General features: G+C 56.5%; 21 protein-coding genes. 9 read left to right on the top strand and 12 right to left on the bottom strand.

Annotated elements, in window-relative coordinates; translation table 11 throughout:
- Window positions 1–76 precede the first annotated feature (76 nt).
- The 4 genes from ffh to JTM80_RS01180 all read right to left on the bottom strand — a co-directional run bounded on the left by ffh (window position 77) and on the right by JTM80_RS01180 (window position 4,803).
- Entirely contained in the window at window positions 77–1,549 is a 1,473-nt protein-coding gene (ffh, locus tag JTM80_RS01195; protein ID WP_205370409.1) for a signal recognition particle protein, read from the bottom strand.
- 310 nt (window positions 1,550–1,859) lie between these two features.
- Window positions 1,860–3,026: a sugar phosphate nucleotidyltransferase gene (locus JTM80_RS01190; protein WP_172353787.1), complete on the bottom strand. Its 1,167-nt coding sequence runs from the start codon at window positions 3,024–3,026 to the stop codon at window positions 1,860–1,862.
- 396 nt (window positions 3,027–3,422) lie between these two features.
- Complete coding sequence (locus JTM80_RS01185; RefSeq protein ID WP_205370408.1) at window positions 3,423–4,268, bottom strand: segregation/condensation protein A; 846 nt, start codon at window positions 4,266–4,268, stop codon at window positions 3,423–3,425.
- 169 nt (window positions 4,269–4,437) lie between these two features.
- Window positions 4,438–4,803, bottom strand: a complete 366-nt coding sequence (locus tag JTM80_RS01180) for a lipopolysaccharide assembly protein LapA domain-containing protein (protein WP_172353785.1) — start codon at window positions 4,801–4,803, stop codon at window positions 4,438–4,440.
- Window positions 4,804–6,018: 1,215 nt separating this feature from the next.
- On the opposite strand from JTM80_RS01180, the gene JTM80_RS01175 reads away from it, so the two are divergent.
- Window positions 6,019–6,684: a sugar transferase gene (locus JTM80_RS01175; RefSeq protein WP_172353784.1), complete on the top strand. Its 666-nt coding sequence runs from the start codon at window positions 6,019–6,021 to the stop codon at window positions 6,682–6,684.
- A 145-nt stretch (window positions 6,685–6,829) separates the two neighbouring features.
- Here JTM80_RS01175 and JTM80_RS01170 read toward each other — a convergent pair whose 3' ends face one another.
- On the bottom strand, window positions 6,830–7,126 hold the full coding sequence (locus JTM80_RS01170; protein WP_205370407.1) for a hypothetical protein: 297 nt from the start codon (window positions 7,124–7,126) through the stop codon (window positions 6,830–6,832).
- Window positions 7,127–7,172: 46 nt separating this feature from the next.
- On the bottom strand, window positions 7,173–8,537 hold the full coding sequence (locus JTM80_RS01165) for an FAD-binding oxidoreductase (RefSeq protein WP_205370406.1): 1,365 nt from the start codon (window positions 8,535–8,537) through the stop codon (window positions 7,173–7,175).
- A gap of 323 nt (window positions 8,538–8,860) precedes the next feature.
- Here JTM80_RS01165 and JTM80_RS01160 point away from each other — a divergent pair, with 323 nt between their 5' ends.
- The 4 genes from JTM80_RS01160 (at window position 8,861) to psb32 (ending at window position 12,901) form a co-directional block, all read left to right on the top strand.
- Entirely contained in the window at window positions 8,861–10,336 is a 1,476-nt protein-coding gene (locus JTM80_RS01160; protein WP_205370405.1) for a DUF2157 domain-containing protein, read from the top strand.
- A gap of 141 nt (window positions 10,337–10,477) precedes the next feature.
- Window positions 10,478–11,185 carry a GDYXXLXY domain-containing protein gene (locus JTM80_RS01155; protein ID WP_172353780.1) on the top strand — a complete coding sequence of 236 codons (708 nt, stop codon included), beginning with the start codon at window positions 10,478–10,480 and terminating at the stop codon, window positions 11,183–11,185.
- A gap of 208 nt (window positions 11,186–11,393) precedes the next feature.
- Window positions 11,394–12,029: a metalloregulator ArsR/SmtB family transcription factor gene (locus JTM80_RS01150; protein ID WP_205370404.1), complete on the top strand. Its 636-nt coding sequence runs from the start codon at window positions 11,394–11,396 to the stop codon at window positions 12,027–12,029.
- Between the two features lie 173 nt (window positions 12,030–12,202).
- Window positions 12,203–12,901, top strand: coding sequence for a photosystem II repair protein Psb32 (psb32, locus tag JTM80_RS01145; protein ID WP_228721697.1), 699 nt, complete (start codon window positions 12,203–12,205; stop codon window positions 12,899–12,901).
- 498 nt (window positions 12,902–13,399) lie between these two features.
- Here the strand turns inward: psb32 and sbcD are convergent, their stop codons facing one another.
- On the bottom strand, window positions 13,400–14,719 hold the full coding sequence (gene sbcD, locus JTM80_RS01140) for an exonuclease subunit SbcD (RefSeq protein ID WP_172353778.1): 1,320 nt from the start codon (window positions 14,717–14,719) through the stop codon (window positions 13,400–13,402).
- Between the two features lie 51 nt (window positions 14,720–14,770).
- Window positions 14,771–15,025, bottom strand: a complete 255-nt coding sequence (locus tag JTM80_RS01135; RefSeq protein ID WP_172353777.1) for a hypothetical protein — start codon at window positions 15,023–15,025, stop codon at window positions 14,771–14,773.
- On the opposite strand from JTM80_RS01135, the gene JTM80_RS01130 reads away from it, so the two are divergent.
- From JTM80_RS01130 to JTM80_RS22550, 3 genes are all read left to right on the top strand, one after another.
- Entirely contained in the window at window positions 15,024–15,635 is a 612-nt protein-coding gene (locus tag JTM80_RS01130) for a DUF3318 domain-containing protein (RefSeq protein ID WP_172353776.1), read from the top strand. The two genes, JTM80_RS01135 and JTM80_RS01130, sit on opposite strands and share 2 nt — an antisense overlap.
- 1,054 nt (window positions 15,636–16,689) lie before the next feature.
- A complete protein-coding gene (locus JTM80_RS22555) occupies window positions 16,690–18,054 on the top strand; it encodes a hypothetical protein (RefSeq protein WP_225906731.1) in 1,365 nt (454 codons plus the stop codon).
- Between the two features lie 373 nt (window positions 18,055–18,427).
- Window positions 18,428–19,594, top strand: a complete 1,167-nt coding sequence (locus JTM80_RS22550) for a S1C family serine protease (protein ID WP_225906907.1) — start codon at window positions 18,428–18,430, stop codon at window positions 19,592–19,594.
- Window positions 19,595–19,815: 221 nt separating this feature from the next.
- Here the strand turns inward: JTM80_RS22550 and JTM80_RS01120 are convergent, their stop codons facing one another.
- A complete protein-coding gene (locus tag JTM80_RS01120; protein WP_172353773.1) occupies window positions 19,816–21,057 on the bottom strand; it encodes a chromate transporter in 1,242 nt (413 codons plus the stop codon).
- 281 nt (window positions 21,058–21,338) lie between these two features.
- On the opposite strand from JTM80_RS01120, the gene JTM80_RS01115 reads away from it, so the two are divergent.
- Window positions 21,339–22,634, top strand: coding sequence for a carbamoylphosphate synthase large subunit (locus JTM80_RS01115; protein WP_172353772.1), 1,296 nt, complete (start codon window positions 21,339–21,341; stop codon window positions 22,632–22,634).
- 122 nt (window positions 22,635–22,756) lie between these two features.
- On the opposite strand, the gene JTM80_RS01110 is transcribed toward JTM80_RS01115, so the two are convergent.
- The 3 genes from JTM80_RS01110 to JTM80_RS01100 form a co-directional block, all read right to left on the bottom strand.
- Window positions 22,757–23,011, bottom strand: a complete 255-nt coding sequence (locus JTM80_RS01110; protein ID WP_172353771.1) for a gas vesicle protein GvpG — start codon at window positions 23,009–23,011, stop codon at window positions 22,757–22,759.
- 42 nt (window positions 23,012–23,053) lie between these two features.
- Window positions 23,054–23,800 (bottom strand): GvpL/GvpF family gas vesicle protein, encoded by a 747-nt coding sequence (locus JTM80_RS01105; RefSeq protein ID WP_172353770.1) that lies wholly within the window; start codon window positions 23,798–23,800, stop codon window positions 23,054–23,056.
- Window positions 23,801–23,957: 157 nt separating this feature from the next.
- Window positions 23,958–24,380, bottom strand: a complete 423-nt coding sequence (locus JTM80_RS01100; RefSeq protein ID WP_172358762.1) for a gas vesicle protein K — start codon at window positions 24,378–24,380, stop codon at window positions 23,958–23,960.
- Window positions 24,381–24,546: the final 166 nt, after the last annotated feature.

Below are 24,546 nucleotides of genomic sequence, written 5' to 3'. Positions count from 1 at the left end.
GGGGAGCTTCTAGAAAGAGTCAAGAAGAGTCCCCCTTTTCATAGCGAGTTAAAAATCTGTGCGAAAGATAACGAGTCTAGAGGGTTCCAAACCCCTTCTTTTTCTTGTCCTTTTTCTTTTTCTTAGAGGGTGGCCCACCAGGATAGCCGCGCCAGCCGGGAGGTGGGGCGTTGCGCGGGCCGCCCATCGCAGGAGCGCCCCCACCAAAGAGGCCGCCACCGCCCATCCCCGGCAGCCCCATCCCCGGCATCTGTCCCTGGCCCATTTGCTGCATGAGCGATCGCATCTTTTGGAAGTCGCTGACCAGCTTGCTCACGTCGTCTAGTCCATAGCCTGCACCCTTAGCAATGCGGCGGCGGCGGCTAGGGGAACTAGAGAGCAAATCCGGGTTTTTGCGCTCCTCGCGGGTCATAGAGTTGATCATTGCCTCTGCCCGCTTGAGCTGCACCTCGCCCTGCTCTAGCTGTTCGCTCGAAATCTTGTTCAAGCCGGGGATCATTTTCATGATGCCGCCCAGCGACCCCATCGCTTTCAGCAAGCGAGTCTGCTTCAAAAAGTCGTCAAAGTCAAACTGGGCATTGAGGATTTTCTCTTGCAGCTTTTCGGCTTCGGCGATACCGACTTCTTCCTGGGCTTTTTCGACCAGCGTCAGCACGTCGCCCATACCCAAAATGCGGGATGCCATCCGGTCGGGATAGAACGGCTGGAGCGCCTCCACCTTTTCGCCCACGCCCACAAACTTAATCGGCTGCCCCGAGATCTGCCGTACCGACAGGGCCGCGCCGCCCCGCGTGTCGCCATCTAGCTTGGTCAAAATTGCGCCCGTAATGCCGATGCGGTCGTGAAACGTGCGGGTGAGGCTTGCCGCCTCTTGCCCTGTCATCGCGTCCACCACCAGCAGCACTTCGTGGGGCTGCACGGTGTCTTTGATGTGTGCTAGCTCGTCCATCATGTCCTCATCGATTTGCAGGCGACCTGCCGTGTCGATGATGACTGTGTTAATGCCGTCTTCTCTGGCTTTGGCAACGCCCTGTCGAGCAATTTCTACCGGGTTAGCATCCGTGCCTAGCTCAAACACGGGCACGTTGATCTGTTTACCCAGCGTAATGAGCTGGTCGATCGCAGCGGGGCGATACACGTCCGTCGCCACCAGCAGCGTGCTGCGATTCTGCTTGCGGAGATGCAGCGCTAGCTTTGCTGTAGCCGTCGTTTTACCCGTACCCTGAAGACCCGCCATCAGCACGATGGTCGGCGCAGACTCCGCCTCGGCGAGGGGAACGTTGGTTTCTCCCATAACCTCTACAAGCTGGTCATGGACGATTTTGATGAACTGCTGGTCGGGACGAACGCCAGAAATAACCTCAGCCCCCAGCGCCTTTTCCTGCACCTCTGCGACGAAATCTTTCACCACCTGGAGGTTTACGTCCGCCTCCAGCAGGGCCCGCCGCACTTCGCGCAAGGCCTCTTGGATATTAGCTTCGGAGATTTTATCTTGGCCGCGAAGTTTTTTCCAGGCTCCTTCAAGGCGATCGGCTAGGGCTTCAAACATAGTGAATCGTATGAGTCGTAAGTGAAATCAGGGGTGAATTGGAGGTGGATTTGTGACTGGCGATGTGAAGTCTTTTGGATCTCTATCCTAGCGTTATTGGGCGTGTACACAAAAAGCGGGATACCGAAAGCGGAATAGAGCAAGCGGGACGCTCCGTACCAGAACGTCCCGCCTAATTCGTTTGATTTCGTTCGATTTACAGATTATTTACAGATTATGTGAGCCTGTGTGAGCTGTATGGGAGCCGTGTCAGCGCGATCGCCCTTTTGGGTTGCCGAAGACGCGCGATCGCCCCCTCAAGTCTGCTGATCTATCGAGTCTCAGCGCTCAGCAGTTCCGTAATCGCCTGATGCTCGATTGGCGTTTCGGCAGGAATGTCGCCCCGTGTGTCAGCGATCAGCCAGTCGAGCGCGGCCGCCTGCACATCAATGGATGCGCCTGTCTTGTCCACGCAATAGCGACCAAACACGAGCTTATCGACCAAGCGCACGCCCGGCCCCAGGCGCGAATATTCAAAAATCACGCTGTTATCAACCGTTGCGCCGCTGCAAATGTGGCAGTTTGGGCCAATCATCGACGGGCCGACAATGCGTGCGCCGTCCTCGATCTTGGTCATGCCGCCAATGTATACCGGGCCCTGGATGTCTACCTTGTCCCAATTCACTGCGACATTGATGCCCGTATAGATGCCGGGGCGCACTTCTCGTCCAGGAATTTCGACATTCTTGACTTCGCCCCGCAACACGCTGCGAATAGCGTGCCAGTAGTCAGGCACTTTGCCAATATCCACCCACTCAAAATCCATCGAAATGCCGTAGAAGGGTGCGCCCTTTTCAACCAGCTTGGGGAATAGCTCACTGCCAATGTCATATTCCACACCGGAAGGAATGTAGTCGAAAATTTCTGGCTCAAAGATATAAATCCCGGTGTTGATTGTGGTGCTGAGGGCTTCTTCGACCGAGGGCTTTTCTTGGAAGGTTTGGATGCGGCCCGACTCGTCCGTCACCACGACCCCATAGCTCGACACCTCTTCGCGGGGCACGTCTTTCATAATAATGGTGGCGATCGCCCCCTTTTCTCGATGCCAGCGCACCGCCTCGGTCAAATTCAGGTCGATCAGCGCGTCACCACACAGCACCACGAACGTATCGTCAAAAAACGGCGCAAAGTCCTGAATCTTCCGCATTCCGCCCGCAGAACCGATAGCCTGACCTTCGAGTTGACCATCCACAATCCGCCCTTCAAAGGAATAGGCAATTTGCACGCCAAAGCGCTGTCCATCACGGAAATAGCTCTCGATTTCGTAAGCCAGGTGACTCACGTTCACCATGATTTCATCGAAGCCGTGCTGCCGCAGCAGCTCTAGCAGGAACTCCATCACGGGCTTTTGCAGAATGGGAATCATCGGCTTGGGAATCGTGTAGGTGATGGGACGCACACGAGTTCCCTTACCAGCAGCGAGGATCATGGCTTTCATAGCGTTTGCTCTAACCTTTGGGGCAATTTGCTTGGGTTGGCGTGGAATAATTTACTACAGACAGAAGAAAGTTAACTCTACGTAATCTAACTTAGTGTTCCCTGATTTTAGGAATCGGCCCGAGCAGCGGCTACGGAATTCACAGAATCTTTGCCAGCAAAACAGGTTGGAAGAAACTCTAGTTAAGCCTTGAGTATCCCTTCACAGAAACCGGTTCTAGCCGCGCTCATCCTGAAATGACTCCTCCTGAGACTATGCGTGATCTAAACCAATTTCCAAACCCACTAGACCAATTCAGAAATTGATTCAGTCGTGACGGAACGAAACCGTAACGGGACGAAACCCCTTCCATACCCTAGCCCCCCTCTATCTAATCCAGCAAGTTGGACACAGCAGCTAATCCAGCAAGTTGGACACAGCAGAGTTTTCCAGGGAATCCGTCTCAGATTCCGCCAGACTCCGCACCCGCAAATCCTGATAGAACTCTTCCTGGAGCAGTTCTACCTTAGATTGGGCAGAGAGATAAAGGAGCGCCCAAAACACCCCCACCCGATCGCCCTGAGGCGTTGCATGGTGTCCCTCTTGTCTGGTCTCTGCTGCTGCGTCCGACGCGACCCACAGTTCTAGCAACTGCTCAAACTCCATCCACTCATCGCCCTGGCTCATCGCGTCCCAATGCTCTTGCAAAAACTGCTCCAGCGCAGCGGCAATCTCAGACAGGTTTTCCTGGTGAGCCAGTTGGGTAATGACGCGCACCGCCTGACTACGCGACTGAGGACGGGGACGACGAACGCGCTGTCGAGGGCGGGGGTCGGACACCGCCGCCGCCATCATCTCTAGCTGAGAAATGAGCTCTTGCAGCGTCACTTGGCGACTTTGCATCGGTCGGGCCACCGCTCTCCGCCGCAACCGCCGCTCCAGGCTGAGGGGCAAGGGCACACCCGCAGTCCCGTCAGATTCTTCCAGAAACTCGTCTTCTAACGGCGCTTCGTCTTGAGTGGTGCGGGCGAGTGTGTCAGCCTTGAGCAGCACCAGCATAGAGGCATAGAGAAATGCCTGACCCGACTCGGACAAGTCAGCCTCATAGGGGGCACGGCCGGCCTCCACCGCTTGCAAGGGTTTAAGCTGGCTGAGAAATCGGTCAATAACGTCGATAACCTTGACATCCCACGGGTCAATTTCGCCCCGTTCAGACAGGTCGATCAGCAGGGCGATCGCATTTTGCGCTAGCGAAAGAGCCATTTGCCAGGCAGCCCCAGTTTCCCTAAGGACTAATCTCTATTGGGTACTAATGTAGACGAAATAACCAGCCATCAACCCAATCAGACCCAGCAATAATAGCGGCACCCACAGACTGGCGATGTTGACCATGCGATTGACCCTGCGGCTATTCCTGCGCCAGGGAGGACACCTACTTGGCAAAGACCTCGGTCACTTCCACGTCTTGAGGGGCAGGCTGCGAAGCGGGCAGCAGGCGCTGCTGTTCTTCCAACTCCACCTTGTAGCGCTGGATGTCCTGTTCCAATTCCTGAATTCGCACATCTCGCTGCCGCAACTCGCGCCCGGACTCCAGCAAATTTTGAATTTGATTCCACACGCTAAAGACCCAAGCCAAGACTGCGCCAATGCCCATTGCCAGCAAAAGCTCGATCGACAGCGGAGCCTGAAGATCTAGCCCCTCCACCACATGAATGACCGCAGGCTCAGTATTTTCGATGCCAAACAGCACTAGGGCCAGACAAATCACAAAGATGACGACAAAGTTGATTTGGCGCATGGATGTTGTCCCTCAATCTTTCACTCACACAGCAGACACCCAACAATCTTACAAACTTTCTTGCGACAGATGGAGTTCGGAGCCTGGCTGATCTGTCCTGCCAGAGGTCACCTGTTGTCTGGGATGCCCATCTTAAAGGACGTTTAGAGCAAGGCTTAGAGCAAGATTTGATTACAGGTTGCCAGCAAACGGGGCTGTGTCTGCGAACGCCTTGAGGTTTATCAGGCAAACGAATACCAGGTCGCCTTGGCACTTGATGCTGCTGGCGCTTGAGGGCGCTGGCAATCTATACCTGCTTTGGCGATCGCCCCTACTGATTGGGCTAAAGCTTGGGCTAAAGCGCCTGGGTCGGAGAACAAATTGTTCCGACCCAGGTAGGGGCAAGGTAGGGGCAAGCAAGAACCGCTCTCAGAATTTCTACCGAGAAAAGGAGAACTTTAAGTGTAAAAGATTAGCCACCCTCCGGATCACAACGTCGTTTCACGAATACTGAGATAGCGTGTTTGGATATCACTTATCCACGTAAGGGTGTACCGATCGAGGATCTACGAGAAGCGCTACAAACAGCCACAGGGTGACAGACTGGTCTTTTTTCCCTGAACCGCTTGAGTCGGGGTCAGCGAGTCGAGCGTCTCTCTTTGTAATGTCTCCCTAATAATGTCTCCCTGATATAGACTGGCAGACTTACATCATCTAGACCTGCATCACATTGACTGGGCGATCGCGCTGACTAGGGCTGCTCTTGCAATTGTTCATTTAATCTGCGACTTCAAGACCACAAAATGCCCCAGAAGATAACTTCAGAAAATCCACGGTTGTCCTGATCGAATCACTGAGAACAGGAATATCCTCCTCAGTATTAAGGAGTTTGTTCGAGTAGCAAGAAAAAGTCACATCTGTTCAGTATTTACTGAGCAAACCCTGAAACAAACGGCATTTCGGGGACTGTTTCTTATGTCAAAACGTTCCGATCTTTGTGAGCAGAACCTGATGCGTTGCTTCCCTACCAGAACTTTAAAAAAGTCTCGAACAAATTAAAGCTTCGGGCAACCTTGGCATACGGTTCTATCCAGGCTTGGGGGCGACTTCATAGCATAGATATCAGGAGCTAGCCAGAACTGATGAATTCTCAAATCATTCTCCTTGTCCAGTCCACTCACCGTGAAGGAGCGCAAGCAAACCGTGATAGTCACCTCCAGCCAACCTTCTTCCGTCATGAACTACTCCTCAAGACTGATGCAAATCGCTGAGCGACGAGCCGAATTGAAGGAAGTGCATCCCTCGGTGACCAGTAAGGCAAAGCGCTTGATTGATGTTCTGGGCGCACTGGTGGGGCTGGCGATTACAGGCGTAATCCTGATTCCAGTGGCGATCGCCATCTGGGTAGACGACCCCGGGCCCATCTTCTACAGCCAAATCCGCTGCGGACTTAACGGTCAGTTTTTCCGCATCTGGAAGTTCCGCTCAATGGTCGTCGATGCCGATAAGGTCAAGCACCTAGTTAAAAACGAAGCTCAAGGACTCATTTTCAAGAACGAAAAAGACCCCAGAATCACTCGCGTCGGGCGATTTCTCCGCCGAACCAGCCTCGACGAACTGCCCCAGTTTTGGAACGTCTTGATGGGCCAGATGAGCCTGGTTGGAACCCGTCCCCCCACCCAGGATGAAGTGTCGAAATACAGCCCCCACCACTTCCAGCGCCTCGCCGTAAAACCCGGAATCACCGGAGAATGGCAAGCAAACGGGCGCTCCACGGTCAAAGACTTTGAAGAAATCGTCAAAATGGATCTGGCCTATCAGAAGAAGTGGTCCGTTGGCTACGACATCCAGCTCATTCTCAAGACGATTCAAGCTGTGCTGAACAAGAGTGGCGCTTGCTAAGCAGCCCTTCTGCATACCCAGACCAAATACTCATAGCCAGAGATACTCATACGAAACTAGCGTCTCCTGAAGCGGCGGGCTATCCTGCAACTCCGGGGGACGTTCTGCTGTGAAGAGTAAGCTGGGGAGGGGTCTTTCAGGACTTTCAGTAATAGACCGAGCCATCTCGTCGCTTGAAAAAGCGATAGGGCGGCTTAATTCCAAACCACGTCAGCAGCTTGCTTTTCGCGTTGATACAAATGCACAGGTTTTGATTTTGGAGGCGATCGCAGCGGTCAACTTGCAATACCACTGGTACTGCTTCGACCTGTCGTTCAATCGGGGGCTGATCTTCCGCATCCCGGTCAAGTTGCTCATACGACCATTGCTCTACCTCAGCGCCAACGCGATTGATTCCTGCTCGCAGCAGCCTCCAGTGCAACCGGTAGCGATCCAGAAACATCAGGTTTTAGTCAAAGATAGCTCAAAAGACGGCTCAAAAAGACGGCTCAAATTGAACCGCGCTCCAGCCAGGCCCGCATCTTACCTGGATTCAGCAGTCCGTAGGGATCTATCTCTTCCTTAAACGCAAGCTGTACCGGGTCAATGGTTTTGCGACCGCCGTCCTCCAGGATGTAGGTGTGGGGATTGGCAATAAACGCGCCCTGCTCTTCGTGATACTGGATAATCTCCCTCAGCCGCTCTGGGGTAGAATAGCGTACCAACTGGAGCGCTGCTGGAACTGCCGTGCCGCCCGTCCGCAGAAACTCCAAGTGCATCATCACCTCATCACCAAAATGATGATACATATGCTCGACGAGCGTGAGATGTTTGTCAGCCGGAAACAGCGTTTGCAAGTAGGTCAAAGTTGGATCAACGCTGCGGGCATGGAGCGTCGTGTGGTTCCAGGTGAATTCCATCAGCAGTGTGCCCTTGCCGGCTTCCTGGGCAGATTTTTGATAGCACACTGCGCCGCCAAACTCCTTTACTAAATCGGCAAATGGCTCCAGGCTGGGTTCTGCCACCATTACAAAGGCGCAGTGCTTGCCGTCGGGAATACTGTTTCGCAGGGCGGCGAAGTAGGTCGGGACTGGATGGGCAAAGACGGTGACAAGCTTTTTGGTGATGCCGTCGGAGTCGCTGAGCGTCTGACCAAAGCGGGCAGCGGTCATAAAGTCATCAAAGGCAATAATTAGCTCGGCCCAGGGATAGGCGGGGGCTAGAGGAATTTCGAGTTCGGTGATGATGCCGTTGGTGCCGTAGGCATGGTTCACCTTTTGCACCTCATCCCCCCGCAGTTCGATGATGCGGGGCGTATCTTCCATCGTGACGACGCGCACGGCGTGGAGATTGCCGCGATCGCGCAATTGTCCATAGGTAACCGAGCCAATGCCGCCGCTGCCGCCGCCAATAAAGCCGCCAATCGTCGCCGTGCGGTAGGTGGAGGGAGCCATACGAATCTCCCAGCCCAGTTCTCGCGTTTGCTTGTCGATATTAACCAGCTTTGCGCCCGGTTCTACGCAGGCTAGCCCTGGCTTAACCCATTTCACGGCCTGCATCTGGGTCAGATCCAGAATGACACCCCCTTCAAGCGGTACACACTGACCGTAGTTGCCAGTGCCAGCACCGCGCACGGTCAGCGGAATGCGATGCCGAACGCAGACCTGAGCTACCTGCAAGACCTCTGCTTCGCTGACGGACCGCACCACTAGATCCGCTACTTTGTCATCCAGCAGCGGCCGCAGGATAGGACTGTAGGTGTAATAGTCCTTTGACAGCTTGGCGACTTGCGCGGCATCGCGAATCACCTCTATCCCCGCTAGTTCTGAGGCAATGGCATCCCAATCAATGGTGCGCGGTGCGGTCAGCGTCATTCAAAATCCTCCTTGAGATTTGCCCGCTTAGATTTACCCAGTGGGGCGATCGCCCAGTTAATTAAAAATTCTTTACTTACTGTGGTCTTAATCTAGCCAGATTGCAACCTGCGGTTGGGTGAAGTGGGCTACGGATTTGTGCGGATTAACTTCTGCGGATCAGTTTGCGCTAACTGCGGATCAGTTTGCGCTAATTAGAGAATGTCGCTTTCTTTCAGTACGCTTTAGGTTCTGGCATAGCGGTCTAGACCTTTCCGGGGGATTTATGCGACACCGATGGTATGAATGCAAACGTTGCATCAACCCACAGCAGGATAATTCCTATGGCAAGCGAACAATTTCGGCGGCAACTCCGGCGCGAAGCCGAGCAGTGGCGGATTGACGGGCTAATTGAGCCGGGCCAGTATGAGCAACTGGCCGCACAGTATGACTTTGATGCGTTAGAGACAGGCGCACGCGATCGCTTCGTGGTCATTTTGCTGGGGCTGGGCTGCATTTTGCTGGGGCTGGGGGTGATTACCTTCGTCGCGGCAAACTGGCAGGCGATTCCCCGCATGGGCAAAATGGCGCTGTTGTTTAGCCTGTTCGTTGCCGCCAATGCAGCGGGCTTTTACCTGTGGCGGCGACCCAAGCTACACGGACGCGAACGCTGGCAGCACCGCCTGGGACACGGACTGCTGCTGCTGGGGGCGCTGGTGCTGGGGGCAAACCTGGCGCTGGCGGGGCAATTGTTTCACCGCAGCGGCGCGTTTTATGAACTGTGCCTGGTGTGGGGCTTGGGCGTGCTGGCGATGGCGTTTGGGCTGCGGCTGCGATCGCTCGCGCTGCTATCCATTTTGCTGATGGGCGTGGGCTATTGGTCGGGGATGTGGGAAGCCACCCAGATGCAGGCGCTCTCAGGCTTGAATGGCCTGATGAACCTGATGCCGCTGGTGGCGGGTGGACTGTTTACGCTGCTGGCCTATCAGTGTCGCTCGAAGGTGATTTTTGCGCTGGGGGCGATCGCCACGATTTCGGCGCTGCTCGTCACCCTGGCGGATGTGGGGAACCAGTTTAGCGGCCCTGCGACTCCTGGCTTTTTGGTGGCGATCGCCTGCACCCTGCCCCCAACCCTACTATGGAGCTATGACGACGCGCTATGGTGGCGACTGAGAAACGCGCCGCTGCCGTTAACTCGTCCATTTCGTCCCGTTGCCCAGGCGATCGCCCTGATTTTTCTCACGGCAACCTGCTACGGATTTTCGTTTCGCAGCATTTGGACTCCTATTTCCGACCAGCCCAGCTTTTCCCAGCAGCTTCGGATTTTGCTCAGCCACAGCGGCGATTTGCTGCTGAACCCCAACCTGTTTGTCTACACTGCGCTGATGCTCATCGGCTGGTTCTACCTGGCCTATCCACGCCACCGGGGGCAGCGCTGGGGACTGTCACAGCACGACGCAGTGATTCTGGTTTTCTTGCTGGCTGTGGGGCTGATTCCGCTCTGGCACTGGGGCGTTGCGCCCATTCAGGCGATCGCCACCTATCTGTTTAATGTGCTGCTGTTCCTCCTGTCGGCCGCCTTTATCCGGCAGGGACTCGCCCAGGGCAGCCGCAGCCTGTTTTGGTACGGCATGGTGATGCTGGTCCTGCAAATCATCAGCCGCATGTTGGAATACGAAACCGGACTGCTGCTGAAGTCAGCCGTCTTCGTCCTCTGCGGGCTGGCTGTGCTATTTGTCGGACTCTGGTTCGAGCGCTACGTCCGCACCCTCGCCCCCGCCGCCACGCTCACCCCCGCCTCTCAGGAAGAAACGGTTTAGCGGGGTTTAGGCGTACCTCTCGCTTCCAATCCAGCCAGGGCAGGATTCGTGCAGTATTTGCCTGATTTCGTTGCCTGATTTCACTGCTTGATTTCGCGGCCTGATTTCGATGTCCTCTAGCTTTTCCTTGTCGAGCGTCCTATGAATTCCGAATCTCGTCCCTCCAACCGCTACCCCCTCGTCCCCGCTCCTCCAGACGCACCCACTCCGCAGCATCCCCTCCCGCCTGCTCCCCCGCCCCCCCTCGCCCCTGTCTCGGCTGCCCGCTGGCGCTTCTGGTTGCCCTTGGCGATTCAGGCAGCGCTGATTTTGGTGATTCCCCTGCAAGCCACCTATACTCAGGCAACGGGACAGACCGTGATTTTGCAGACGGGGCCCGTTGACCCGTATCATCCCCTGCGCGGCTATTATGTGACGCTGGGCTACGACATTTCCCAGCCGGGCGAACTGGAGAAACTGCCGGGCTGGAGGGCGTTTGAGGCAGCGGCACAGCAGCGGCGATCGCGCTTTGCGGCTCGTCCAATCTACGTCATTCTGGAAGCACCGGAAGACATGGGCAGCCAGCCGCCCAAGCCCTGGAAGCCTGTTGCTGTGTCGGGCGATCGCCCCACCAACCTGCCCACTAATCAGGTTGCGCTGAAGGGCATCTATCGCAACGGCTGGGTGAACTATGGGTTGGAGCGATACTACATGCCCGAAGCCGAGCGACTCCACATCAACAACCGCATCGCTGAACTGCAACAGGCCAATCCACAGTCTCCCAATTTTGTTATGGAAGCCAAGGTCGGGGGCAATGGCGAAGCCGTGCTGACCCGAATGTGGCTCGCCGACCAGCCCTATCAGTTTTGAGGACGGTCAAGGCTGTGAGCAATTGCGCCTGGGTAAAAACGTCGTAACAACCGTCGCCAGTCCAAAAATTCCCAAAATTAAAGACAAGCGCCCTCCGCACACGGCACACTGAAGTATGGGGTTTGCCTTTGCCCATTGCGCTCACCCAGCATTAGGGGCAATCCAAGATCGAAAAGCAAAAATCCAAAAGCGAAAATCCACCCCCTCAATGGAGGACACCAAGCCCAGAGCCAAAGATCAGATCCTGCACCTGCTGAAAATGCGGGGGGCACAGACGGCTGCGGCCTTGGCAGAGCAGCTTGCGATTTCCCCGATGGCAGTGCGGCAGCATCTCCAAACGCTGAAGGCAGAGCAGTGGGTGACCTATCGCCAAGAGCGCCGCCCCACGGGTCGCCCGGTGAAGCTGTGGCAGTTGACCGAGCATTCCGTCAGTCGCTTTCCCGATAGCCACGCTGACCTGATGCTGGACGTGTTGCGGGGGGTGGAGACGGTGTTTGGTGCGGAGGGGCTGGAGCGGGTGATTTCGGAACGCAGCCGCCGCCAGGTTCAGACCTATCGGGCGCAACTGGCTGGGGTGGAGTCCTGGCAGGCGCAGGTCAGGGCGATCGCCCACTTCCGCAGCCAGGAAGGATACATGGCCGAGGTTTTGGAACAACCCGACGGGCTATTGCTGGTGGAAAACCACTGCCCCATCTGCGCCGCCGCCCAGACCTGTCCGGGGCTTTGCACCGCAGAACTGGAGGTTTTTCGTTCTGTTTTGGGAACGAGCGTGGTGGTCGAACGGGTGGAGCATCTGATGCAGGGCGATCGCCGCTGTGCTTACCGCATCCAGCCAACTCGCTAAACTTTCTCTAGGCTTGCCCTATCCTTCCATATCCAGCCAACTCGCTAAACTTTTTCTAGGCTTGCCCTATCCCTCCATCTCTCCCCGCGCCCTCCAACCTGGTGTATTTTTGTAATGAGGGTTAGGAATTTTCAGAAATGACACATTTCTTTAAGCAAACAGATCGGAAACGAGTGGGTCAACTGTTGCGATCGCTCCATAGCCGGATGGGTGCGATCGCCCTAGCCTTGGGAGTCTTGCTGTGGCTGGGCGGCGCGGCCCCTGCCCTGGCGACTGGCGTGTATGAGATGCCCGCCGTCAGTCCGACGGAGTGGGTGGTGGACGAGGGCGACGTGCTGAGCCGCTTGAATGAAAGCAATATCAATGGCAAGCTGAGCAGCTTATCCAAGAAGACGGGCAACGACGTGCGCTTGGTGACGATTCATCGATTGGACTATGGCGAAACCGTCCAAAGCTTTGCTGACCAGTTGTTTGAGCAGTGGTTTCCCGAACCAGCCGATCAGGCTAATGAGGTGCTGCTGGTGCTGGATACGGTGACGAATAACGCCGCCATTCGCGTGGGCGAAGCCGCAAAGGAACTGCTGAGCGACGACATTGCCACCAGTGTTGTGGATGAAACGCTGGCTGTGCCTCTGCGCCAGGGCGATCGCTACAACCAGGCATTTCTCGACGTGGCCACGCGCCTGTCGGAAGTGCTAGCAGGCAATCCTGACCCCGGCCCGCCTGTCGTGGTCGAAGTCGATCAGAGCGAGGGAACTTTCGCCACACCCGAAGAGACGGCTGAGAGCAATGCCACCGTTTGGGTCATCGGGCTGCTCTTTGCCGCGACGGTGATTCCTATGGCGACCTATTATTGGTATCAGATGCGATAGTCGCAGCAGCCTGACCATTCAACCTAAGAGGGTGTTTGAAAAGGTATCGCCTGTAATGTTAAGCACTCAGAGATCCCCCCTAGCTCTCCTTAAAAGGGGGAAACCGCCTTAAAGTCCCCCTTTTTAAGGGAGATTTAGGGGAATCATGTACACTTTGCTACAAACAGTAGGACTTTTCAAACATCCTCTAAGCATTTGAGAAACAATTTGAGAAGCATGGAACAAGATGCCATGCTTCTTTTTTGTTCTTACTTAACCTGGCAATATTTGAGCTTGCATTCCGAACCGCCCTCATCCCCCGGCCCCTTCTCCCAGAACAGGAGAAGGGGAGCCGGATCGGAAGTCCCTCGCTCTCTGGGAAAGGAGAAGGGGAGCCGGATCGGAAGTCCCTCGCCCTCTGGGAGAGGGATTCAGGGTGAGGGCAGATGTAGTGACAGATGTAGTAACAAAAGTTGCTGGGTCAATAGTTTTCTAACTTTAGTCAGAGCAAGCCTTTGGTCAGAGCAAGCGCAACTGGGCGTTTGCAGGCTCTTCTAATGCGGTGGCAGTGGCATCACTTGAATCGATTTCCAGCGGCGCGTCGCTGAGCGCAAGATCCTCAGGACAGTCCCCTGCCAGCAAGTTTTTCGCAGCAGCCAGCATGTCGTCTGCTAGCCCGCTCAGGTGGGGGTGATGCTCCAGGTAAGTTTTCAGGGCTTCAATTGGGTCTAGCTCGTTGCCTGCACCCAACTCTGGCAGGCGCGGTCGGGCAAGCTGGCTCTGCACTTCGGGATAGATGCTGTAGGTATGGGCAGATTTCAGGTCTGCGTGCAAGGCGGCCTGGTCAATTTCTTCAGCCTGCTCTGGCAGAATTTTGTAGACTAGGCGCACCACCGCATCGGCCATCAGGGTTTGCTGGAGATGGCTCAGGAGCGTTGCCTGTGGGTCTGCTGCATCCGTCAGATCCACGCTGATGGTCTGAAAAGGGCGCACAGGCAGCGGGCAAAATTCCACTACTGCTCTGCCGCGCTCTAGGGAGACCAGCACATAGCCCTTGTCTTCGGCTTCTTCGCTAAAGTCTACCCGCTCGATGCTGCCCGGATAGACCACGGGCGGCTGGTCGCAGAGAATCTGGTGGCGATGAACGTGACCCAGCGCCACGTAGTCAAAGCAGGGACGGGTCAGCAGCGCCATCGGCACGGTGAATCCCTTGCTGGCGGCGAGGAAGCGCTCTGCGCCAAAGCGGGCGGTGTCGGTCATCAGGTGCGCCAGCAGGATGGTGGGCAAATCTGGGTCGAGCCGCCGAATTTCGCCCTCCAGCGCTACCCGCAGCCGCTCTAAGAGTAAGTTATCGACCTCTGCCAGCGATCGCCCTTCGGTGTCGGGGCGGCTGAGCAGGGTAGAGCGGGTTAGCCAGGGCAGCGTGATGACCTGAACCTCGCCGCTGCGGGTGGCAATGCGATGCGTTTCCAGGCGATCGCCCACCACAAACCCCGGCACGCCCAGCGTCCGGTAAATGCACAAACTCGCGCCGCCCTGACCCTGCGTATGCTGGTCGTGGTTGCCCACCAGCAGCACCGTGGGAATGTCGGCATCCACCAGGCGGCGAAACTGCTGAGCAAAGACTTCTTGCACCTTGGGCGGCGGCGTGGCATCGGGAAAGGCATCCCCGCCAAACAGCACTAGGTCAACAGATTCGGCGATCGCCCGATCGATACACCGCTCCAGCGATCGCCCAAAGTCTTCCAGCCGCGTGTTTGCGCCCGTCTCTGGGTTCACGCGCCCGTGCAGCAGGCCACTGCCGAGGTGAATGTCTGACAGGTGCAGCAGTCGAATCATGGCGATCGCCCCAGGGGTTGCAGTACAAGTGTATAGAGCATTTATACTATATCAGCGGGGCATTTGGATTTTGGATTTTAGGTCAGGACCGATGCACTTGCGATAAGCGCTTTGGGTTTTGGACAATTTCTTGCGGGCACAGCCCGCGAGAAATTGTCCAACTGCGCCAGTCCTATAGGTTTTGGGTTTTTGGACGGCTTGGGGCGTTTTGGCGGGCTGTGATCGGGCGGCATCGGCCGCGTGCTTGTAAACCTGATAGGCTGGAAGCCAGACTTCTGCATTGGTTGCAAAAGGCACGGTTTTCATGAATCCCGATGACGAAATTAGCCGCCTGGTTGAAATCATGCCTGCCTCTGGGCGGATGTATGTGAAGCTGATTGACCGCCCTGCCCAGCCGCAGGTAATTACGGCAAACCTGCCCTTGCCCTGGCAGCAGAGCCGCCCAATTTACCTGAACTTTGACCTGTGGGAGGAACTGAGTCGTTCTCAGCGGGATTTGCTGCTGCTGCGAACCGTGGCATGGGTGAACGCGACGCGATGGTTTCAGCCCGGTTGGCCGCAGTTGCTCTTGGCAGCGGGCACGCTGGGAACCGTCGTGGAACTGGCACAGGGCGATGCAATGGGAACCGTTGCCGCCGCAGGGCTGACGGCCTTTTCGGGCTATCGCATCTGGAAAAATAGCCGCAGTTCACAAATCGAGCTAGAAGCGGACGAGCGAGCCATTAATTTTGCCCGACAGCGGGGCTATACGGAACAAGAGGCTGCCCGCAGTCTGCTGAGCGCAATCGAGGCGGTGGCGCAAATTGAAGGACGGTTTTCGCTGGATTTTACCGAACTGCTGCGCTGTCAGAACTTGCGGGCGATCGCCGGACTCTCCAACACGCCCGTCCCCGAACGCCTGCGCGACCAGCGGTGATCGTGCAAATCGTGACCTTGCAAATCGTGACCTTGCAAATCGTGACCTTGCAAATCAAGGACAGTGCAAATCAAGCTGGGATCAAGCCAGAAGTTGAACCGATCCGGGAACAAGCCGCTGGCGTTGCTCGTCATAGGCGTTCTTGATTCGTGTGAAGAATTTATAAAGTTTTACCTTCCTGAACGGATTGTTTTCAGCGGGGCTGTTTAAGGGAGTAACAGACAGGTTGGTTCACGTTTTGCCTCGTCTGTCAAAGCCAGGGTTGCATAACCAGACTTTCAGCGACTCTGATGAACGCTAAGCAGGCTTTTTGCCAAAGATTGCCTAAGAGGATGTTTGAAAAGTCCCACTGTTTGTAGAAAAGCGTGCAAGATCCCCCTAAATCCCCCTTAAAAAGGGGGACTTTAAGGCGGTTTCCCCCCCTTTTTAAGGGGGGCTTAAGGGGGGATCTCTGAGTGCTTAACATTACAGGCGATACCTTTTCAAACACCCTCTAAAACCTGCTCTACTCTGGTTCAGGTTAAAACTTCAGGTTTGATGACGAGGTTTGATGACGAACCAGAAATTTCAGCCCTACAGGTTCAGATGTTTTCCAGGAAACTCTCTTGCGTTGAGACATTGACCGTTCAAGGTTTCTAAGCATTGACCGTTCAAGGTTTCTAAGCATCGCAGCGTTGGCGATCGCCCCTCTCTGGGCACGGCACATGCCCAAAGCTCTGCCGAGGGATGCGATAGTCAACGGCTGCCATCACGCAGGGTTGGAAAAACCCGGCGCACCCATTTCGCTTGCCTTATATCAATTCTCGATTTTGGATTTGCGATTTTGGATTGCCAGTCAAGCGCTTGCAAGGCTTCTAGCAATTTCATTCATAGCTCCACTTAAAAGAATTGATATTAGTCCGAGCATTTCGGACAGTCGAGCGATGTTCTGGGCTGTGCTGGTTTGGGCTGGACATGGGCAGGCATCGATTCTCGCTTGCGGAGTCTGGTTTCGAGATCCGAAAGACGAACGACGGTTTATTCAATTCATACTCATCACAACTCACGAACCATTATGCGTTTAGCTCCCATCGCTCTTTCTGCGCTGGCGATGCTTGGCTTTTTGGAAGCAAATCGCCGGGCCGAGGCCAACTCCTTTTCTGAAGAAGAATCCGTAGAACCGATTGCGCCAGTGGAAACCGCTGCTCCGGCTGTGCCCCAGCCAAAAGCAGCGATCGCTCCACCAGAACCAATCCAGACCGCTCCTCAAGCCCGTTCCACTGCCCCTCGTCCAATCGAAAAGGCCGCGCAAAAGGCTGAAAAAGTTGCTGCATCGGCTCTTAGTTCACAGGTTACGCCGCCGCCTGCGCCCGCTCCGGAGAGAATTGCCGTTTCTGCACCTGCGGCGACCCCGGCTCCCATTGCCAAGGCCCCGGCTCCCGCGGCTCCTGCGACCGCAGCCCCCGATCTGGCCGCGCCGCCTGTGTCTCGTCCGGTGGCCATTGCTCAGCCTGAAAATGCTTCTGGTGCAGTCGCGCAGCCTGTGGCACAGCGGGTCGAGCGCGAGGCTCTGGTGGTCGCAGTGGCGGCAGTGGCCGAGTCGAAGCCTGCGGCATTGTCCAGCCAGGAGTCAACCCCGCCTGTGCGGGCGATCGCCCCTCGGCTTGCAGAAAAGCAGACGGTTCCAACAGCCGCCATGACCTCTGACGCTACGGCTGGCCGCTCCGCCCCGTTGCCTGTCGCAGCGGTCGTGGCAGATGCAACCGTCGAGCGGTCTGCCCCTTTGCCCTCTACGCCAGTCGAAGTGAGCGCTCCGGCTGAGGTCACGAACGTCATCGTGGCTCCGGCGGTTCCTGTTACCTTTGTGGAGCCGACCACACCCCGCATTTCCTACAGTGGTCTGATTCCGCTGCTCAAGGATGATCCGCTGAACGATCCGCGAGAGTTCCGCCCCGGCTCGATGCACATGGAAACGCTGCCCGTGGTCGAGTCTCCGTCCACTGGCCCCAGCCTCGTGACCGAGTCCAGCCTGACTGCTGATGCGACTACGCCTAGCCTGCCAGATACTCGCCTAGCGGCAGAGTCTCGGAGCGATCGCGCGGTCGTGCCTGAGCGAAAATCCCAACCTGTTCCGTTTGGTAGAGCGGGAGGAAGGGCGCTTTCTTCAGCAGGTGCTTTACAACGGACAGCCCGGTCGCATTGCTCGCGGCACAGATGGACGGCTGGTATGCCCCGGCGCGGCACCTGTGGCGCAGACGGTAGAAACGACTCCCGGTGTGCAGGCTGCCGTTTCGCCCGCAGAGGCTCCCGTGGCGATCGCCCCCGTCGAGGCAGAAGTCGTGACGGAAGGCACTTCGCACCGCCGCCACCGCTACTACTATGGCTATACCCCCTACTATCCGCCAGTGGTGGTGTCTTATCCACGCCCGGTGGTGGTTGAGCGTCCTGTAACTGTCGTCGTAGAACGTCCCCGTCCAGTGGTAATCGAGCGCCCAGTGCCCGTGGTGGTCGAGCGTCCAGTGCCCATCGTGGTCGAGCGTCCCGCTCCCATTCTGCTGCCCCATTTACCCGTGCTAGAAATCCGCTATGACCGGCACACCCGCCGAGCGCTGCGTCGCCATCCCTATCGCCTGGTGCATTATCACTATCCCTACTACTATCCACATCTGGCTTATGGCGGCTGGCCCTACTCCATTGGGCTGCGGGAGGAGAATGCAGACCCCTCCCTGAGCCAGCCTGGACTGGAAACCGAGGGACTTGGCGGAACCACCCATCGGTTTGAAGAGACGGTAGAGGCGGCAGCACCCGCAGAGATGCCCACGCTCTCCGTTTCGACGGGTACTGCGGCCGTGGCGATCGCCCCCAGCAGCAGCCGCACCGCCGCCCCCGTTTATGCCAGAGCCAACGAGAGCGTGGTGACGATTCGCAATCGCTTTTCGGGCAGCGGTTTTTTCGTTGAACCCGCCAGCGGCCCTGGCGGGAACCCCAACACCCTGATTGTGACCAATGCCCATGTGGTGGAAAACCTCCAGCAAGGGCAAGTTTCTACAGTCACCCTGGCAGACAACAGCAACCGTCGCGCTCGTCTAGTGGGCTTTGACCCCAGCGGCACAGACCTAGCGCTGCTGACCCTGGAGCCGTCTCGCTATCCCAACCTAGATCGGCTTAGCAGGCAAAAGCCGACCTCCACGGGGCAGCCGTTGCGCCTGGCCGATGCTCGCTCGGTGCAGCCGGGTGACCCGGCCTATGTCATTGGCACGCCCTTTGGGCAAGAGCGGTTTCGCAATGCGCTGACCAGCGGCGTGGTGAGTAAGATCAACCCCGATGAAGTGCTGACCGATGCCCAGATTAACCCTGGCAATTCGGGCGGGCCGGTGCTTGACCAGCACGGCAACGTGATTGGCGTTGTGGCCTTGTCCTTTTCGCGGGGCGGCAATCGCGGCCTCAGCAGCGCCATCAGCAGCGATCGCGTGCGTCACCTCCTGGCCAGCGCCCATACGGGCCACCTCGCCTCGACTGCGCCGCTGTCGCGGGTCACCAATGCCACGCCGCTGTCCTTTGGGCAAGATTCCCACGGCTTTGTTGCCAGAGCCGAAGGACGGATTGACGAGGGCGATCGCCTGTCTGACAACGGGCGTCGGTTTGAGACGTTTTCCTTCCAGCTTCCCACGCCTGCCCAGGTGTCGATTCAGATGCGGAGTGCGTTCATCGACTCGTTCCTCGCCCTGAGACGAGACGTGTCGCGCTTCAATGATCAGACGGCGCTAGAACCGGTCACAGAGAATGACGATGCCAATGCCAACACGCGGGATGCTGCCATTCGCGCTAACCTTCCGGCGGGAACCTATGTGGTGTTCGCAGGCAGCTATGGCGCAGGAGAAGCAGGGCCCTATGACCTGAGCGTGCGCGTCACTTCTCAGGGCACCCGCATCGCCACTCCGGCGCGTGGGCTTGCGGAAGAAAACACCGTGATGGTGTAGTCAGCCAAAGCGAGATTCGATTCGGCTAGAGTTTCATTCCATAAAGTTCCATTCCAGATGAATCGTTGTGTGGTGAATCTGCACAACGATTCATTTTGTTTGGAATATCTTACTTGAATCTCAATTCTTCTGAGTGGCGCACGAATAGGATTACTGGAAGTCCCGCAGGTGCTTGACTGGCAATCCAAAATCGCCAATCCAAAATCGACATGATTCGGACATCAGGTCAAGCTCTTAGCCAGCAGACCCACGATTGCCCCGCCTAGCACTAGCCAGGCCGAGTTTACCTTGAGCCGAAACACGGCAATCAGCGACAGCACCGCGAGAAAGGCCGTCACCCAGTCCACCACGGCGGCGCGGGTCAGCGTCCAGGTGACGACAGCCATGAGTCCGAGGGAGGCTGCGTTGACCCCATCCAGAAAGCCGCTGACCCAGCGCGACTGGCGCAGCTTGGGCAAAAACGGGTTGATGATGAGCACCAGGGCAAAGGCGGGTAGGAAAATAGCGATGGTGGCGGCTACGGCTCCGGCATTGCCCGCCAGCAGGTAGCCGATAAAGGTGGCGGTAGTGAACACGGGCCCTGGTGTGACCTGCCCCACAGCCACCGCATCCAGAATTTGCTGCGACGAAAGCCAGCCCGTGCGCTGCACAAACTCGCGCTCCATAAACGCCAGCAGCACATAGCCGCTGCCGTAAAGGACTGCGCCAATTTTTAGAAAAATAAGAAACACGCTGCCCCAGGTCGGTGCATTGGCGGGTGGAGGGGCTGGAGCCACGCCCGTTTGCGCCAGACTGGTTTGCGCGAGAACTGATAGAGGAAACAATAGCAGCGGTGAACCAGGTTCTCGCTGTCCCAGGTTTTTGATCAGCATTACCGCAGCGCCGCCCAAGAGCAGCAGCGCAATTTCGTTTAGCCCGGTGGCAAAGAGCGCAATGACGGCGATCGCCACTGCCCAGGTTGGCCAATCCTTGAGCGCCTTTTTCCCTAGCTTCCACAGCGCTTGCACCACAATGGCAATCACCACTGCCTTGATGCCGTAGAGCAGCCATTCTACTTGGGGAATGGTTCGATAGCGGACGTAAACTGCCGCCAGCGCCCACACAATCAGCATTGCAGGCAAGATAAAGCAGGTGCCCGCCAAAACCAGCCCGCGCCAGCCTGCTCGGTCGTAGCCCAGGTAGATCGCTAGTTCCGTCGAGTTTGGCCCAGGAATCAGGTTGGTGATGCCGAGGAAATCAAGCAGCTTTTCGCGGCTGAGCCAGCGGCGACGGGTAACGATTTCGTCGTCCATCATGGCAATGTGAGCAGCGGGCCCGCCAAAGGCGATCGCCCCCAGTTTCAGAAACACGCCCGCCAGTTCCCCCAGGCGTTGTCGCTGGGCCGCCGAACTCAATGTGTCGTAGGGAAGGGTTTCGTCGCTGAGGTTGTCTAAAGGCTGAGAGGGCTGAGAGGGCTGGGACATAGCGCTGAGAGTCTGACGTGGCTAAAGTTGAATCCTTTTGAATGCCAGGCTCCTGGCATCATCGCGTCTTTAACATATCAATCAAATTCGATTTAACGCTAGCCCAACGAGTTACATTCTGCTCAGCCCAAAGACGGTTTTGCGCTAGGTAGACTTGGTATCACGGAGTGCAATTTGAGCGCATCCCCTCCGCTTACCATCCAGCGTAAACTACGATTTGGCAAAAGACTTTGGCAAAAGACTTTTGAAATCTCCGAACTCCACCCTGGTTTAATGCGGCTATGGCCTTAGATTCCGATGTTCAGACCAACCTGCAAACCGACTTGCAATACACTCAGGCGACCAGCCTTTCTGACCTGTTTTCAGCAGATACCGCCGACGCGCCCCACGCCTTTATCCTCAACTATCCGGCCACCGCAAGCTGGGCCGCCTATCCCAATACCGAGAAGTATTTTCTGCAAGACGGCAGCGACGAAGCTACCAAAGTCAGCTATGACAAGATCGTGCAGCAGGAGCCGTGGAAAAACCTGGCGGTGCTGGGCGATCGCCTCGCGGGTATTGTCATCCGCCCACCACGCAATATTTTGATTGACTACTGGCGGGAGCATTTTGGCTTTCGCTACGAGAATCTGGAGGTGCTGCAACGGTCGGTGTATCTGGACTACCTAAGCCAGAGCGATCGCTTTGCCAAAGTGCTGACGCTGTTTCCCTTTGACCACCTCGCGCCCGAAAAGCACGCCGTCCCACCCGACACCCACTATCGCCTGCTGAGCAAAGAAACTCTGTCCGAACTGGGCGTGCCCTGCCCACACTACGTCACCTATCACCTAGACGAAACGCCCCTAGAGGACGTGCCGCTGCCCGCCGAGTTTCCTTACCTAATTAAGACCACCCACGGGCTATCGGGTGAGGGAACCTATATTATTCAGAACTCCAGCGACCTGGACTATTGCCTGCGGGAAATCCGCAAATATCGAGAAATCAATTTGCTTCGCAGCATTGTGGTGTCGGATTTTGTGAAAAATGCAGTGCAAAACTACTGTATGCAGTTCTACGTGAGTAAGACGGGCGCGGTGGAACTGATCGGCGTGACGGGGCAGTTGGTCACAGAGGAAGGCGGCTACCTGGGCGGGCTGATTGACTACCAAAATACGCCCGTGGAACGGTTCGCGCCGCATATTCTGGCGATCGCCCGCTATGCCCACCAGCAGGGCTATTTCGGCATCATCGGCTGCGACGTGCTGGAAGACAACGACGGACAACTCCACGCCATCGATGCCAACTTTCGGGTCAATGGCTCTACTCCGCTGTGCTTGCAACGGCAACCCTTGCTGAAGGAAGGAAAGGCGATCGCCAAATATTCCACCGATTACCGCATGGACGGCACGCTCGATTCGATCTTGGTGGAACTTAGGCCCGAGCTGGCGCGTAAGGATTTCCTGATCCTCTCCGCCCTAGAAAAAGTAAAGTACGGCAAGATCTACACCGAACTTTACGGCATCGTCGCGGGCGAAACCCTGGAGGAGATGCAGCAAATTGAGCAAAAACTCCAGTCCAAGGGGCTAATGCTGGGCTGATTTTGGATTTGCGATTTTAGATTGCCAGTCAAGCACCTGCGGAGCGTCTCAAAATTTCATTCGCAGCAGCCCTCAGGAGAATTGCCACTAGGGGCGTTGATTAATCGTTGATTAATCAACGACTAATCTTCGTCTTCTGTGTCCAGATCCTCGTCTTCGAGCGCCTGAATCGCCAGCAGCAGCGCCTCTTCCCGCTCCTCAAACTCGTCTTCGGACAGTTCGCCCATATCAAAGGCGAGTTGCAGCGCCAGCAGTTCCTTTTTCAGATTTTCTTTTTCATCCAGCAGCGGCTCTGCCTGCTCCAAGATCTTGCTGGCAATCCAGTTCATGCCGTTGATGGGCGCGGTGACGGGGGCGAGGAGGAGGTCAAAGATCATAGCGGGGTTGGGAGTGAAAAGGTAATAAAGGCGGGTGCTATCTTACTCTGCTTCTAGCTGGGCAAAGTTGTAGGGTGCGGTGAAGTTGTTGTAGCGGATGGTCAGGCGGCCGCTGAACTGCGTGTCCAGTTGATCGACCTGCTGCCCGAAGGCGGGTTCGGCATCCCAGGGAATCAGGTAAGCGGCGTTGTAGATCATGCCGGGAACGCTGGGCAGGGGATCGTTTTCGGCAATTTCAACGGCATGGGTGTTGAGGCGATCGCGGCAGGTTTGAATAATCGCGTCTTTGCGGACGGTCATAGCATGTTCGATGGATTGCCCAATGCGAACGATTTCGTCCATGCTGAGGGTTTTTCCTTCGAGGCGATCGCGCTCTGCTCTTAACAGATCGTTTTCCTGCATCAGCGCCTCTAGCTCCGCCTCCTGGTTCCACACCAGCTTGATGCCTACCTCCCGGCGACCGTCTAGCCGCTGAAACAACTGCCGCAGCGCCTCTCCCTTGGGCACGATGAGTTGCTCCTCGACGCTGGTCCAGTTCTTAATCACCAGGCCAAACTGAAGTGGCAGCAGGGTACGATAGCCCTTCTCCATCGCTTGCTCCAGCACGCGCTCATGGCCCAGCAGGTTTTTGCGGCTAGAGAGATAGCGCTTTTGCTGCGCCTCGGAATAGAGAAATACGAAATCGCCAATGGCGTGGGAATGAACGGGCTGCGCGTCCAGACCTTCGAGGGCCAGCCCGACAGGGCCGGGGGTGGGGAAGATGCCGTAGAGATAAAAACCGTATGCCATGATGCGCGGGGAAACAGGGCCACTGGAAGCGAATGGGCGCAAATCGTCGGGGGTTTTGCTGGCCCAACTTGCCTACTCGCTGAGAGTGCCCAGTTTGGCAGGGGCGATCGCCAATTTTGCGAAATTGCGACACAGCGTTACAAACCCCCTGCAAAAACTACAGCGGCTTGGATGTAAGCACCAGGCGAAGCTTGGCATGGATCAGGCTCAGTTGCGCCAGCCCCAAATCCACATCGCCCTCGATCACTACGCCCGTATTCAACAGGCGATCCAGCAGTTCCAGAATTGACGGATTGGCAGACTGTTCGCCGGGATAGTAGCCGCCCGCCTTGGGCAGCAACGTGCCAATTTCGCCCAGGTCGATATTGAGATCTGCCGGATCGATCTCAAAAATTTCACAAAGCTGCACAACCTGTTCTTCCAGCTTCCGCAGGCTTTCGGCAGCGCGATCTAGGTCGCCGTCGCTCAGCAGCCCCTCTTCCATGCGGCGGATTACCTGCGCCTCCATCAACTGTCGCACTAGCTCAACAACCGTCAGCAGCAGCGGAGCCAGTCCCGCGTCCGACTTGCCCGCAGGCATCAGGGAAACCTCCGCAGGCAGCGCCGCCAAATCCCCAGATAGAGCATCCCCAGATAGGGCATCCTCAGATAGAGCATCTGATGGAGGAGAATCCGTCGCAGCATCAGGAGATGCCGAGTCGGACATCGAACCCGTAGAGGTGGATGCCGAAGCAGATGCAGAATTA

It is taken from the genome of Thermoleptolyngbya sp. PKUAC-SCTB121, assembly GCF_016919485.1.
GTDB classification, from domain to species: Bacteria; Cyanobacteriota; Cyanobacteriia; order Elainellales; family Elainellaceae; genus Thermoleptolyngbya; species Thermoleptolyngbya sichuanensis.
This window is presented reverse-complemented; position numbering and strand designations above follow the sequence as displayed.